We start from the raw sequence: 14,216 nt of genomic DNA, 5'->3' as shown, positions 1-14,216 counted from the left end.
TTTTCCTCGTCTGCTGACGAAAGTAGCTATAGGATCGAACGAATGAAGGTGAAACGACTGTGAATAAAACGAAACAATCCAAGAAAGAAATCATCATTTCGGAAATTCAAACTTGGAAGCAAACGAAAATGCTGCCGGAACAATACTGTGATTATCTACTCGCATTATATACAGGTGAAGGGACCGGAGAGTCAGTCCAAAGTAAAACGAACCGTTCAAAGAGAGTATCTTTTCGGGATATTCTTATTGCCATAAGCATTGTAACCATTTCGTTATTTGTCATTTATTTTACTGAATTGTCAATCGTTTTGCAAACAGCGATTTTGACAGGTTTTGTCGGATTATTAACTGGTTTGGGAATTTATTATTCTAAAAAACGTTTATCCCCGCTGCTATTATACTGTTCCGCTGCATGCATCGCCATGCTCGCGTCGATTGAGGTAACGGAGGAACTGTTTCAAGGAAGCACTGCTGCCTTATATACCACACTATTCCTAAACTGTATTGCATGGGTCTTGGCAGGAATGAAGTGGAGAATGAGTTATTTTGCCTGGTCAGGTTCTGCAGGGATGATTATGATGATAATTTATATACTGCTATAACTTCTGAAAATTTAAAAGTTTTTTAAAGTTGAGAAAATTAACCATTCCCTTTTATAATAGTAATGAGAGCGTATTCATAGAGTCGTTTGGATATGCTTGAAAGCGCTTTGGCAGATGGGAGATCTGTGGCTTTCAGTCATCAACGTTAGACAAGGGGGATATGAATGAATTTCGATTTGACACAGGAACAAGCAATGATTAAGAAGACAATCAGGGAATTTGCCGATGAAGAAGTGGCACCTGGTGCACTGGATCGTGACCGTACCAAGGAATTTCCTAAAGACATTTTCAAGAAGCTCTCAGATTTGGGGATGATGGGGCTTCCTTTTCCAGAAGAATATGGCGGTGCCGGTGCCGACACGGTCAGCTTTGCGATCGTAACCGAAGAGCTCAGCCGTGCTTGTGCTTCAACGGGAATTACCTACTCTGCACATATATCACTTGGCGGGGCACCGATTAATTTATTTGGGACACCAGAACAAAAGCAGCAATATTTAACACCGATATGCACAGGGGAGTCGTTCGGCGCTTTCGGGCTCACTGAACCCAATGCAGGTTCTGATGCAGGTGGAACGCAGACAACTGCAGAGGATAAAGGGGATACATGGCTCATTAACGGAAGCAAGTGCTATATAACGAACGCAAGTTACGCCAATCATCTTGCAATGACTGCGATTACGGGCAGGAACAACGGGCAAAAAGAGATCAGCGCAATCATCGTCCCTACCAGTGCCGACGGATTCAAGGTGATCGATAATTATGAAAAGATGGGGCTGCATGCTTCGAATACAACCGAATTGGTCATGGAAGATGTAGAAGTGGCGAAAGAAAATCTGTTAGGCAAGCAAGGGGAAGGATTCAAGCAGTTCCTTGTCACACTTGACGGAGGAAGAATCGGAATCGGAGCGATGGCTGTCGGAGTTGCACAGGCTGCATTTGACAAAGCGCTTCAATATTCAAAAGAAAGAAAGCAGTTTGGCAAAACGTTGTCACAATTCCAAGTCACTCAGTTTAAGCTTGCCGATATGGCGATGAAAATTGAACTGGCACGGAACATGGTCCACAAAGCAGCGTGGCTGAAGGATCAAGGAAGGCCGTTTTCAAAAGAAGCTTCCATGTGTAAGCTGTATGCTTCTGAAATCAGCATGGAGGTGGCAGATGAAGCGATTCAGATCCACGGCGGTTATGGATACATGAAGGAATACCATGTAGAGCGCTATCTGCGGGATGCAAAGCTCCTGGAGATCGGTGAAGGGACGTCAGAAGTCCAGAGAATGGTCATTTCGAGACTGATCGGCTGTCAGTAAGGATAAAGTGAATAAATGATGATGATGGGCCCTGTCGTCCCCCTGGGAAGGATAGGGCTCATTTATTCTTTTTTCCTTAAAAAATGAAAACGCATGCAGGGTGATCAGGGGAAATATAAGAAAAATGTGTCTAATTTTTGAGAAAGATGGAAAAGTTAATTGATAGGACTTTTACTTTGTCGATTTTTACAGTAAAATATAAAGTGTTGAAAAAAGCACTATTTTTTGGATTTTGTACATAAAGGAGGTAAAAAATCATGAACCGTAATCCAATCATTCCATTCATTCTGATCATGGCGCTTGGAATCGGCCTTGTATTCTTCTTATCAATCGAAGGATTGAACAATGCTGAGGAAAAAGCAAATGAAGAGAAACATGGTGAGATGAAAGAGGGCGAAGAAGCTTCAAGCGGGGAATTCGATCCTGAAGCGAAGTACAAGGAGTCTTGCGTATCTTGTCATGGTGGTAACTATGAAGGTGGCGCTGGTCCTGCTCTGAAAGGTACCAAATTATCAAAAGATGAAATCAAAGAAACCATTAAAAATGGTAGAGGCATCATGCCTGCTGGCCTAGTACAAGAAGAAAATCTTGATGCAATGGCAGACTGGATCAAATCACTTAAATAATCAATGTTTGAAAAAGGTTCTTTGTCTTTTGGGCAAAGGACTTTTTTTATAGGGGAAAGTTGGTTAAAATGAGTACCGTATCTATAATCAAATAAAACGAGTAAAGGTGAATATATGAACATTCAACAATTATCCAAACGACTAGAAACAGTTGTTTCTTACATACCGAAGAATTCAAAAATTGCAGATATCGGTTCGGATCATGCTTATCTTCCCTGTTATGCGGTAAATAAGGGCATTGCTGCTTCCGCCATTGCAGGGGAAGTAGTGGAGGGGCCATTTCTGTCAGCTAAGAAACAGGTGGAGGATGCACAATTAACCGACCAAGTGGAAGTAAGATTTGGGAATGGTTTAGAGGTCATCACGCCAGGGGAAGTAGATTGTATCACCATTGCAGGGATGGGAGGCACGTTGATCGCGTCGATCCTGGAGGCAGGAAAGGACAAACTCGACAATGGCCCGAGATTGATTCTGCAGCCGAATGTAAGCGCAAAATCCATCCGAACATGGCTGATGGACAATGGGTGGAGCCTGGTTGGAGAAGAAATCCTAGAAGAAGACGATAAGCTCTATGAAATCCTGGTCGCAGAAAAAGGAGATCCTAAAGCGAACTACACAGATAAAATAGATCAAGAACTCCTGCTCGGACCATTCTTGATGAAAGAACGAAACGATGCGTTTAAGAGAAAATGGAAACAGGAGCTTCAACAATGGAAGCATATTATCAACAATATGGAAAAAGCAGAAAAGACCACGGCGCTTGAAAGCCGAAAGCAGGAATTGATGGTGAAAATCAACATGGTGGAGGAGGTCCTTGCTCAATGAAGACAGTGAATGGACATGAAATCATTCAACTATTCGAAGAATTCTCCCCAAAGCATCTTGCTGAAAAAGGAGATCCGATTGGACTTCAAATTGGAAAGCTGAATGAAAAAGTGGAGAATGTTATGGTTACCCTGGATGTTCTCGAAAATGTCGTGGATGAAGCGATCAAAAATAATGTAAAACTGATCATCGCCCATCATCCGCCATTATTCAGACCGATGAAAACACTGCAAACAGACACGTATCAAGGGCGTATGATTGAAAAGTTGATCAAACACGATATTGCCGTATACGCCGCCCATACGAACCTGGATGTGGCGACAGGGGGCGTCAATGACCTCCTTGCTGATATGCTTCAGTTACAGGAACCATCCGTACTGGTTCCAACATTCGAAGAAGAACTCCGCAAACTGGTCGTATATGTACCAGGAGAGAATGCAGAAGAACTTCGTCAGGCCCTGGGGAAAGCTGGTGCCGGTCATATCGGTAATTATTCACACTGCAGTTTCTCAAGTGAAGGTACGGGGAGATTCCTGCCTGAAGAAGGAACAAACCCACACATTGGGAAAAAGGGTGTGCTCGAACAAGTTTCTGAAGAAAAGGTGGAGACGGTCTATCCTGTTTCGCTTGAGAAGAAAGTGTTAAAAGCGATGTTTACACATCATCCCTATGAAGAGGTAGCTTATGACATCTATTCCCTTCAAAATACATCCTCTTCCCTTGGGTTAGGAAGGATCGGTACTTTACCTGCTGAAATGACCCTCAAAGAATTCGCCCTGCATGTGAAGAAGACGTTTGGCATGGATGGAGTAAGGATGATTGGGGACGGAAAAGCGAAAGTTAAAAAGGTAGCTGTTTTAGGCGGGGATGGCAACAAGTTCATCGGAAAAGCGAAAAGGCAGGGTGCCGATGTGTTTGTCTCCGGTGATATTTATTATCATACCGCACATGATGCCATGATGATGGGCCTTCATATCGTTGATGCCGGTCACCATATTGAAAAAGTGATGAAAGACGGAGTGGCCGCATATTTAGCCCGTAAATGCGCTGATAGAGGGTATGTGGTGAATGTGTTCGCCTCTAAAGCTGAAACGAATCCGTTTACGTATATGTAATATGAAAAGGCACCTCCGAAGCGGAGGTGCCTTTTGATTGAGTTTTATTTTATTCCCAACTTAGCTTTCCGTACCTTAGGGAGAATCTTATTTAACGGTACACTGTGCTCCCGTGTCCAGGTGATTTCATCATTTGGATCGAACGCTTCAAGAAATTTAATGACTTCTTTCACGATCGGTGTCGGAGTGGATGCACCAGCCGTTACCGCAACGATGTTTGCATCTTTGATCCATTCGATGTCCAACTCGCTTATGTCTGAAATCCTGTGGGCAGGGGTGCCGGCAATATCCATCGATACTTGGGCAAGGCGGTTGGAGTTATTGCTTTTTGGATCTCCTACGACGATGAGGACATCAGCATCCCCAGCCTGCTCTGCCACCGCTTCCTGCCTTACTTGTGTAGCGAGGCAGATTTCTTTGTGAAGTTCCACATGTGGATACATTTCTTTCACTTTATCCATCGTATCAAGAACGTCCCATTGGCTCATCGTCGTTTGGTTGGTGACGATGATTTTGTCATTGTTGATGGTTAATTGTTCGACATCTTCCGCCGTTTCAACGAGATGTACTATGTCAGGAGCGACGCCGACAGCACCTTCTGGCTCCGGATGACCTTTCTTACCGATATAAATCACATCATAGCCTTCTGCTTCTTTTGCGCGGATCAGATCGTGTGTTTTCGTGACGTCCGGGCATGTGGCATCCAGTGTGACGAGCCCTTTTTGCTTGGCGATTTCCTTCACTTCAGGTGAAACACCGTGAGCGGTGAAGATGACCGTCCCTTCGTTCACCTGTTCAATGATTTCTTTTCGGTTGCTGCCGTCCAGTGTGATGATCCCGTCCTCTTCGAAAGCATCGGTCACATGTTTGTTATGGACGATCATGCCTAAAATATAAATTGGACGAGGGAGCGATTTGTCTAATGCGGCATTCCTTGCAATGACCATTGCATCGACCACGCCGTAACAATAGCCCCTCGGGGTAATCTTAATAATTTCCATCTATGAATATCCTCCTACATGAGAAAAGGTTTTGACTCCATTATAAAGGAGAACGGTCTTTCTGACAAAGAGAACGAAGCAGATGGAATATAGAGGAGCAATTTTCCCTCGATCAGGATATAGAAAAATCCCTCTAAGGTCATTCATTCCCTTAAGGGATAAGTACGTTAAATATAGAGTTTAGGTTTTGGTCCAGGCCTCTCGTCATCAGATTCGTCATCTTCTGATGTGTTCACGGGCGGTTTCTTTTTCTTCTTCTTCTTTACCGGGGCTTCCGCTTCAGGGACAATCGGATCCTCACCCTTATTTTCCTCTTCAGGTGTTTCTGTTTCGTCGGCAGACATATCCTGCAAACCACGGTACAGTTTCCACAAAGATGGGATGTTTTTGACCATCGGACCGTATTGCTGGAACATCGGTCCTAATTGCTGGGCACTCTGAAGCACCTGCTGTGTATTTGATAGGAAGGAATTGACATTACCAGGATTTAAGAGTGTCTGGAGAATTCCACCGGCTGCTTGGGGTGAACGCTCAGATCCGCTTGAACGGTCCTGGTTATCGCCCCTTGTGAATTGTTGGAGAAGTCCGTCTCCGCCGTTATTGTTTTCACCTTTTTTAAGGAACTTTGCCAACAACCCGCCTTTACCTGCCCCCCTGCCACGCGGCCTTTGGTTACCTCCGAAGTTGAAGCCCTGGTTCTGGGTCGGTCCCCGGAATTGAAATGGCTGGGCCTGCCCTTGACCGAAAAGACCGGTCTGTTGCTGCATGCCGAATCCATTCCTGCTTCCTGTCCGTCGCGGCTGCCGCATCCCAAAAGGATTTCTCATATCCTGGCCATTATTTCTCATTCTTCTTGGCGGCATCATGACAGCCTCCTTTCATTATGATAAATTCGTCGTCATTATAGAGTATGCAACAGGTTGAAAAAGGGAATTGTGACAGTATCATCTAAAATATTAAAGAGCTTGACCTAGATGTTTTCGTAAAAATTGATTATAATGGTTAGATGTTCTTTAAATATGACGCTTGTTAACGTTAAAATATAATCACTGCCCATATGAAAGTGGTGCGTACATTTAATATAGATTTGCGATGATGATGTGAACGGCGTGCATCACCCATCCCGATGATTAGCGTAAATATGAGGATATTTTTTTACTATAAGGAGATGTTTTAGATGAAAAAGAATTTATTTCTGCAATTTGGCTTTCAGTCGTTCCTCAATGAAGCAGTTGAAGAGCTTGGTTTCTACGAACCGACTGAAATTCAAAAGAAAATGATCCCGTTGATTTTAAAAGGCCAAAGTGCAATCGGTCAGTCACAAACAGGAACGGGGAAGACACATTCATACCTGTTGCCGATCGTTGAAAAGGTAAAAGGGGATACTGAACAGGTTCAGGCAGTCATTACTGCACCGACACGGGAATTGGCACAGCAGATTTATCAAGAAGTGCTTAAACTGACAAAGAACAGTGACATCACTTCCCGCTGCTTTATCGGGGGCACCGACAAGCAGAGAACGATTGAGAAGTTAAAGAGTCAACCGAATATCGTCGTGGGTACGCCAGGACGAATCAATGATCTGATGAAGGACCAGGCACTGTTCGTTCATACCGCGTCACTATTGGTCATTGATGAAGCGGATTTGATGCTTGATATGGGGTTCATTGAAGATGTGGACCAGATTGCAGCTAAAATGCCTGAAAAACTGCAAATGCTTGTATTCTCTGCGACCATTCCTGAAAAGCTTAAGCCTTTTTTGAAGAAATATATGGAAAATCCACAATATGCCCATGTGGAACCAGAACAGCTTTCTGCGAAAAACATTGAACATGTGATTGTACCGCTGAAAAGCCGTGATAAAACAAACCTGCTTTACAATATCTTAGTGGAAATCAATCCGTACCTTGCAATTGTGTTCACCAATACAAAGCAAAAAGCGGATGAAGTGGCCGATGCTCTGATTGCAAAAGGGTTGAAAGTCGGACGTATCCATGGGGATCTTACACCACGTGAACGTAAGAAAATGATGAAGCAAATCCGCAACCTCGATTACCAATATATCGTTGCAACGGATCTTGCGGCACGCGGGATCGATATCGAGGGCGTCAGTCATATCATCAACTATGAACTGCCACAGGATCTTGACTTCTACGTACACCGTTCCGGCCGTACGGCACGTGCAGGAAACAGCGGAATTGCACTAACCATTTATACGCCTTCCGATGAAGATGCGCTGAATCGCCTGATGAAGCTAGGAATCGACTTTTCTCACAGAGATATCAAGAAAGGTGAATGGTCTGATCTTCCTGCACTGAATAAACGTAAAAACCGCCAGAAATCTAATACTGATGAAATCGATGAAAAAGCGAAATCAATGGTCCGCAAACCAAAGGCAGTCAAGCCTGGTTATAAAAAGAAGATGAAGTATAAGATGGATCAAATCAAGAAACGGGAAAGACGAATCAAGAACAGAAATAAATAAGTGCTTGAACGTGATTCATTTGAACACATTCGATACAATAGAGAGAGATTTTCTTAGGAGTTGAGAAGAATGGTTAAGATTGGATCCCATGTTTCCATGAGCGGAAAGAACATGCTGCTTTCTTCCAGTGAAGAGGCAGTATCCTATGGTGCAAATACCTTTATGATTTATACAGGTGCACCTCAAAATACGAGAAGAAAAAAGATTGAAGACTTGAATATTGAAGCGGGACTTGCCCATATGAAAGCAAATGGCATCGAAGACATCGTCGTTCATGCACCGTATATCATCAATATCGGGAATACGACAAATCCTTCCACATTTGAGCTCGGCGTCAATTTCCTCCGTTCTGAAATCGAGCGGACTGAAGCGCTAGGAGCAGGGCAGATCGTCCTTCATCCCGGTGCACACGTCGGTGCAGGGGCCGATAAGGGCATCGAGAAGATCATTGAAGGTCTGAATGAAGTGCTGACGAAAGACCATAAAGTTCAGATCGCATTGGAAACAATGGCCGGCAAAGGTTCTGAGTGCGGCCGTTCCTTTGAAGAATTGGCGCAGATCATCAATGGTGTCGAGCTGAATGACCGGCTTTCCGTATGCTTCGATACATGTCATACCCATGATGCAGGGTATAATATTGTTGAAGATTTCGATGGTGTGCTCAATGAGTTCGATAAAATCGTAGGAATCGACCGCTTGAAGGTCCTTCATATCAACGATAGTAAGAACGAACGGGGAGCAAGCAAAGACCGTCATGAAAACCTCGGCTTCGGTCATATCGGATTCAAGGCGTTGAATTATATCGTGCATCATCCACAGCTTGCTTCAGTGCCTAAAATTCTGGAAACACCTTATGTAGGAGAAGATAAGAAAAACAAGAAGCCTCCTTATAAGTTCGAGATCGATATGCTTCGCAATCAGACATTTGATGAAGATGTATTATCGAAAATAATGAATCAGTAAAGTGATAGAGGAGGTCATCTCTCATGATAGTGGGGACACCTCCTCTTTCTTACTATCTGATGAGCTGCAGGAACAGTTGGTTGATTTCTTTTGCCTTGGCGGGCCCAATGACCCTGGCAAGGTTCTTCACAAGCCTGCTCCGCTCTGCATCATTGAATATATTGATGTTTTTGCCTCTTACGCTCGCTACGATGCTGGACGTTTGCTGGGGTGTCAGGGAAATATTATATTGTCTGGCATACTTCAATAATTCATCATTTGTAATCGAATTTATTTTGTGATTGATCACATTTTGCAGTAGCTTCATGTATATCACTCCTCAAAAGATACATATGTGACTCACAGCAAGAAAGTGACACTTTTTATTAGAAAAATAGGGAAAGGAAAGGAAGTAACGATGACACAAAGAATACATAAAAAAGAGAGCCCGCTCCACTTTATTTATCGCCTGTTCTTCATAACGCTCGGTGCCGGATTGGCCGCTGTATCAATTGAGCTGTTCCTCGTTCCGAATAATATCATCGACGGCGGCATCATTGGCGTATCGTTGATCTTGAATTACCTTATTTCAGATACGATCCCTTTTCTAAATTTCTCTACTCTGCTAGTTCTGTTGAATCTCCCCTTCATGTATTCAGGCTACAAGCAAATCGGGAAAACCTTTGTCGTGTCATCCCTGTTTGCCATTGTTTCGCTGGCAATCATCGAGAGCCTCCTGCACCACATGGAGCCCTTTGTGACAGAAGAGATCCTCGCGACGGTGTTCGGAGGGTTGATACTCGGTGTCGGTGTCGGGCTTGTGATCCGCCACGGAGGATCATTGGATGGAACTGAAATCCTTGGGATTTTATTAACGAAGAAGCTTCCTTTTTCCGTCGGGGAATTCGTCATGTTCATGAACATCTTCATCTTCGGATGGGCTGCATTTGTGTTTGGTCTAGAAGAAGCGATGTATTCCGTCATGACCTATTATATTGCCTTTAAAACGATTGATACGGTCATACAAGGGATGGACGAAACGAAGGCGGTCATCATCGTATCGGATGATTATCTTGACGTATCGCAAGCCATCTTACAAAGGCTGGGCAGAGGGACGACCATGCTGAAAGGCCGTGGGGGTTATACGGATAATGATAAAGAAGTCATCTACGTGGTCGTGACAAGGCTTGAAGTCACAAAATTAAAGTCGATTGTTTCCGATGTCGATCCGAGTGCTTTCATCACCATCATGAACACACAGGAAACCAAAGGCGCACGATTTAAATCAGCGATCCATTAATCAGCGATCCATTAATCAGGGATGTCATTGAAAGAAAGAGGATGGACCAAAAAGGTTTCTTCCAAAGGAAAATCCGAACGGGTGGAAAATCTAACTCGTTCGGATTTTTGTTCTTTGCGATAAGGCTTCATTCATTTAGCAGGTTCGGATGTTAAATGGAGGTCAGCTCCGCAGCACGGACACTCATATTTATGAAAGCTTGGGTGTGAAAAGGAGGGCATCTTCAAGGCCCGCCACTTCACCTGTGAAGTTCGGGATGATTTACAATTAAAAGAACATCATGTATACTACCCTATGTACTTTTAAATCGGAATGATTCTTATAAAGAGAGATGATAGAAATGGATACGACAAATCCAGTAATTAAAATAGAAGATGTGAATTTCCGCTACGAGCGGGAAAGGGTGCTCGAAGATATAAATCTGAGTATCCCAAGAGGTGCCTTTCTTGGAATTGTCGGCCCGAATGGTTCTGGGAAATCCACACTATTAAAGCTTGTACTCGGCCTCTTGAAGGTGAAACAGGGCAAGGTTGAACTGTTCGGTGTTCCCCAGCATAAGTTCAAGCAGTGGGACAGGATCGGATTTGTTTCACAGAAAGCAAACAGTTTCAACACGGGTTTCCCTGCCACAGTATATGAAGTGGTGGAGAGCGGTTTGGCCAAAAAGGCAGGATTGTTCAGAAGAATTTCATCGAAATACAAACAGGATGTGTATGAAGCGATTGAGTCCGTCGGGATGGGTGAGTTTGCCAGACGGAATATCGGTGAATTGTCAGGGGGGCAGCAGCAGAGGGTCTTCATCGCAAGGGCGCTCGTGAGTCATCCGGATGTGCTGATCCTCGATGAACCGACAGTGGGTGTGGACAGTCAGAATGTACAAAATTTTTATGATATGCTGGAAACGCTGAATAAAGATTTGGGCATCACGCTTGTCCTTGTTACCCACGATATCGGTTCGATCTCGAATAAAGTGACACATGTTGCTTGTTTGAATAAACATTTGCATTTCCATGGCAAAACAGAAGAGTTTGAAAAGCTTAAAGAAAATCAGCTTTCCTCTTTTTATGGTCATGATGTACATTTCTTGAATCATGAGCATGAACATCATCATACATGATTCAGTGGAGGGAAGATAATGCTTCAAGCGATTTTTCAATATGAATTTTTACAAAATGCGTTCCTCACAGGGATTCTCATCGGGATCATCGCACCTTTATTGGGGGCGTTCATCGTTGTGAGGAGATTGTCACTCATTGCAGATGCACTGAGCCATGTGACACTGTCAGGGATCGCTGCAAGCCTCTATTTAAGCAAGACCGTGACCGGATTTGCAGGATTGAATCCCCTATACTTCGGGATGGCGTTCTCCGTCATGGGTTCATTATTCATTGAGCGGCTGAGGATGCTGTATAAGCATTATCAGGAGCTTGCGATACCGATCATCCTGTCTGGAGGGATTGGGATCGGGGTGATATTTATTTCATTGGCAGACGGATTCAATACTGATTTATTCAGTTATTTATTCGGCAGTGTAAGTGCTGTGAGCAGGGGAGACCTTTACCTTATAGGAGGCATCAGTATCCTTGTCATTGGCGTGATCACTTTATTGTATAAGGAGTTATTCCTGCTCTCTTTTGATGAGGACCATGCAAAAGCATCAGGGATCCCTGCAAAAGCGATCCATTTTATCTTTATGATCATGGTAGCCCTTGTGATCGCCGCATCAATGAGGATTGTGGGAATCCTTCTTGTTTCTTCCCTCATGACGCTGCCTGTCGCGGCAAGCATCAGGATTGCCCGTGGATTTAAGCAGACAATCGGATTTTCCCTGCTATTTGGTGAGATATCCGTCATTGTCGGCCTGGTCAGTGCCTTTTATCTCAACCTCGCCCCGGGTGGAACAATTGTGATGACGGCCATTTTGATTTTACTCTTGACCATTCTGTTTAAAAAGATAAGAACGTCGAGTCATTCTTCTAAAGTTGAGGTGTAGAACGTGAATGTAACCGAAGCAATGGACTTATTGAAGGCAAAAGGCTATAAGCACACTGGTAAGAGAGAACAGCTGTTGGAACTGTTTTCTAGCTCGAATAAGTATTTAACGGCCAGGGATGTACTTGAAAATATGAAAGGGGACTACCCTGGGCTCAGTTTCGATACGATTTACCGGAATCTAAGTTTGTTTGTAGAACTTGAGATCCTGGAAGAGACAGAGCTTTCCGGTGAACGGCATTTCCGGTTCACGTGTGAAAGTCATCACCACCATCATCATTTCATTTGTATGGACTGCGGAAAGACGAAAGAGATCCATACATGCCCAATGGAAGTGTTAAAAGAAAACTTAACAGAAACAGGGTATGACATTTCCGGTCATAAATTCGAGATCTACGGCAGATGTCCCCAGTGTCAGTGAGGGTGGTTTGGTTGGGTGAGAATTGCTTGACTGAGCGATCAGTCTGATGGTAATTTATGTAAAAATACGCATATAATCACATTCTGACGCAATTCCTTACGAAAATGACGCAAATATCAAAAAAACGACGCAAATATCATTCTTTTTGACGCAATGACTAAGGAAAATGACGCAATCCCCATTGTTCACTGCCAATATAAAGCCGCGTATCCGGCCGATCATTCCACATTTCTTAATTGAAATACAATGATCGGCCGGATTTTTTATATTCCCTTCGGAATCAATGTCTTTTCTTATGTCATCATCTCATTTTTCACTCATCCAAAAGTTTAATGGGAAGGTAAACAGGGGAAAAATAGGGAAGAAGCAGACTGGAGGAGTGTTAAAAATGGATTCGGTACCTTTTACACATTGTCCGACGAATAAAAAGAACTGTGTGAGCTCAATTGACCTGACCCCTTACCACTCGATCACACCACTTCCCTTCAGCGGTGATGTGGAGGAGACAAGAGGGAAGATCATGGGCATACTGGAGCAGTTTGAAGATGTGGAAATCAAGGAAAGTGAGCGCCAATATATCCACGCCGTGTTTACGTCCAAATGGTTCAAATTCAAGGATGACCTGGAGATATTCCTTGATGTAAGCATGGGGCTTGTACATATTAAGTCGGGATCCCGACTCGGCTATTACGATTTTAAAGTGAATCGAAAAAGGGTGGAGCGCATTAAATCCATGTACCAGCAATAAAAAAGTTGGGAAGACGAAAAAAACGACCGGGTGATGGTAAAATCTCACTCGGTCGAATTCTTTTCAGGGATAACGTTTCATATTCAAGATGTAGATATATATATAAGACAGGGGAGACTGCCTTCCGGGCACGGAAATCAACAGCTATGTAAATGGCGGGTCAAAAAAGGGATGTCCCGGCCTCATATTATGACTGCTGTTTCAGCCACCTCTGTACCCATGCATCTGCTTCCTGCCAGTCGTTCACCCGGATGACGCCGCCAGGAATCGGATTCTGATTGTACGGGGTGTTGAATAACAGAACCGGTATGGACAATTCTTCAGAAATGGCTACCGCATTGTCGTGCTTATCTTCAAAGAATATGTCGACGTCATGCTTTTTAGCAGTGGAAATTTTATCGTGGGAACCAATCAACTCGATATGGTGATACATGAGATCCTGCCGGTCGAACCAATCTTTAGTGATTTGGAATAGATCCGCACTTCTGGCAGAGATAAAGTATAGCTCGTACTTTTCTTTCCATTGGTCCAGAATTGTTTTTGCACCGGGTGCAAGGGGGGATTCTTTATAAATGGTCGGTTCTGCTTCCTTGAACCACTTTCCGAAAGTCTGTGGTGAAATATCAAGAACTTCAGTCAGTTCATATTGGGTGATATCCTGCAGCGTAAGATTCAATTGAAAGTAATCATTTATATGAGGCAGTAAAGATTCAGGTGACGTGACTGTCCCATCAATATCGATTCCAAAGCGTTTCATTCCTTATCATGCTCCTCTGTTTAAAAACTCCTTCAAGTTTATCACATCCGAGACGGTTAAATAAACGATGTTTTTCAGACAAGGGAACTGGCACT

At 43.6% G+C, this 14,216-nt stretch carries 16 protein-coding genes; 12 read left to right on the top strand and 4 right to left on the bottom strand.

Going from position 1 to position 14,216, the window contains the following annotated elements:
* Positions 1 to 59 precede the first annotated feature (59 nt).
* From KH172YL63_RS15035 to KH172YL63_RS15015, 5 genes are all read left to right on the top strand, one after another.
* Positions 60 to 602, top strand: a complete 543-nt coding sequence (locus tag KH172YL63_RS15035; RefSeq protein WP_173106871.1) for a hypothetical protein — start codon at positions 60 to 62, stop codon at positions 600 to 602.
* Positions 603 to 766: 164 nt separating this feature from the next.
* On the top strand, positions 767 to 1,909 hold the full coding sequence (locus KH172YL63_RS15030; protein WP_173106870.1) for an acyl-CoA dehydrogenase family protein: 1,143 nt from the start codon (positions 767 to 769) through the stop codon (positions 1,907 to 1,909).
* A gap of 257 nt (positions 1,910 to 2,166) precedes the next feature.
* Positions 2,167 to 2,535 (top strand): cytochrome c550, encoded by a 369-nt coding sequence (gene cccA / locus KH172YL63_RS15025; RefSeq protein ID WP_173106869.1) that lies wholly within the window; start codon positions 2,167 to 2,169, stop codon positions 2,533 to 2,535.
* A 114-nt stretch (positions 2,536 to 2,649) separates the two neighbouring features.
* Positions 2,650 to 3,360 (top strand): tRNA (adenine(22)-N(1))-methyltransferase, encoded by a 711-nt coding sequence (locus KH172YL63_RS15020; RefSeq protein WP_173106868.1) that lies wholly within the window; start codon positions 2,650 to 2,652, stop codon positions 3,358 to 3,360.
* Positions 3,357 to 4,475 carry a Nif3-like dinuclear metal center hexameric protein gene (locus KH172YL63_RS15015; protein ID WP_173106867.1) on the top strand — a complete coding sequence of 373 codons (1,119 nt, stop codon included), beginning with the start codon at positions 3,357 to 3,359 and terminating at the stop codon, positions 4,473 to 4,475. Before KH172YL63_RS15020 ends, KH172YL63_RS15015 begins: the two co-directional genes overlap by 4 nt.
* Positions 4,476 to 4,519: 44 nt before the next feature.
* On the opposite strand, the gene KH172YL63_RS15010 is transcribed toward KH172YL63_RS15015, so the two are convergent.
* Positions 4,520 to 5,476, bottom strand: coding sequence for a 4-hydroxy-3-methylbut-2-enyl diphosphate reductase (locus KH172YL63_RS15010; RefSeq protein ID WP_173106866.1), 957 nt, complete (start codon positions 5,474 to 5,476; stop codon positions 4,520 to 4,522).
* 167 nt (positions 5,477 to 5,643) lie between these two features.
* Positions 5,644 to 6,339 carry a VrrA/YqfQ family protein gene (gene vrrA, locus KH172YL63_RS15005; protein ID WP_173106865.1) on the bottom strand — a complete coding sequence of 232 codons (696 nt, stop codon included), beginning with the start codon at positions 6,337 to 6,339 and terminating at the stop codon, positions 5,644 to 5,646.
* Positions 6,340 to 6,653: 314 nt separating this feature from the next.
* Here vrrA and KH172YL63_RS15000 point away from each other — a divergent pair, with 314 nt between their 5' ends.
* On the top strand, positions 6,654 to 7,961 hold the full coding sequence (locus tag KH172YL63_RS15000) for a DEAD/DEAH box helicase (protein WP_173106864.1): 1,308 nt from the start codon (positions 6,654 to 6,656) through the stop codon (positions 7,959 to 7,961).
* Between the two features lie 69 nt (positions 7,962 to 8,030).
* Positions 8,031 to 8,924, top strand: a complete 894-nt coding sequence (locus tag KH172YL63_RS14995) for a deoxyribonuclease IV (protein ID WP_173106863.1) — start codon at positions 8,031 to 8,033, stop codon at positions 8,922 to 8,924.
* Positions 8,925 to 8,976: 52 nt separating this feature from the next.
* Here the strand turns inward: KH172YL63_RS14995 and KH172YL63_RS14990 are convergent, their stop codons facing one another.
* Entirely contained in the window at positions 8,977 to 9,231 is a 255-nt protein-coding gene (locus tag KH172YL63_RS14990) for a DUF2624 domain-containing protein (RefSeq protein ID WP_173106862.1), read from the bottom strand.
* Between the two features lie 90 nt (positions 9,232 to 9,321).
* On the opposite strand from KH172YL63_RS14990, the gene KH172YL63_RS14985 reads away from it, so the two are divergent.
* From KH172YL63_RS14985 to KH172YL63_RS14965, 5 genes are all read left to right on the top strand, one after another.
* Positions 9,322 to 10,203 (top strand): YitT family protein, encoded by an 882-nt coding sequence (locus tag KH172YL63_RS14985; RefSeq protein ID WP_173106861.1) that lies wholly within the window; start codon positions 9,322 to 9,324, stop codon positions 10,201 to 10,203.
* 340 nt (positions 10,204 to 10,543) lie between these two features.
* Positions 10,544 to 11,320, top strand: a complete 777-nt coding sequence (locus KH172YL63_RS14980; RefSeq protein ID WP_173106860.1) for a metal ABC transporter ATP-binding protein — start codon at positions 10,544 to 10,546, stop codon at positions 11,318 to 11,320.
* A gap of 18 nt (positions 11,321 to 11,338) precedes the next feature.
* Positions 11,339 to 12,196: a metal ABC transporter permease gene (locus tag KH172YL63_RS14975; protein ID WP_173106859.1), complete on the top strand. Its 858-nt coding sequence runs from the start codon at positions 11,339 to 11,341 to the stop codon at positions 12,194 to 12,196.
* Positions 12,197 to 12,199: 3 nt separating this feature from the next.
* Positions 12,200 to 12,616, top strand: a complete 417-nt coding sequence (locus tag KH172YL63_RS14970) for a Fur family transcriptional regulator (RefSeq protein WP_173106858.1) — start codon at positions 12,200 to 12,202, stop codon at positions 12,614 to 12,616.
* A 388-nt stretch (positions 12,617 to 13,004) separates the two neighbouring features.
* Positions 13,005 to 13,364 carry a DUF1499 domain-containing protein gene (locus KH172YL63_RS14965; protein WP_173106857.1) on the top strand — a complete coding sequence of 120 codons (360 nt, stop codon included), beginning with the start codon at positions 13,005 to 13,007 and terminating at the stop codon, positions 13,362 to 13,364.
* 187 nt (positions 13,365 to 13,551) lie between these two features.
* Here the strand turns inward: KH172YL63_RS14965 and KH172YL63_RS14960 are convergent, their stop codons facing one another.
* Entirely contained in the window at positions 13,552 to 14,121 is a 570-nt protein-coding gene (locus tag KH172YL63_RS14960; RefSeq protein ID WP_173106856.1) for a hypothetical protein, read from the bottom strand.
* Positions 14,122 to 14,216: the final 95 nt, after the last annotated feature.

This window comes from Bacillus sp. KH172YL63, assembly GCF_011398925.1.
Taxonomy (GTDB): domain Bacteria; phylum Bacillota; class Bacilli; order Bacillales; family Bacillaceae_B; genus Rossellomorea.
The sequence above is the reverse complement of the archived record's forward strand: the minus strand, read 5'-3'. Positions and strand labels throughout refer to the sequence as shown.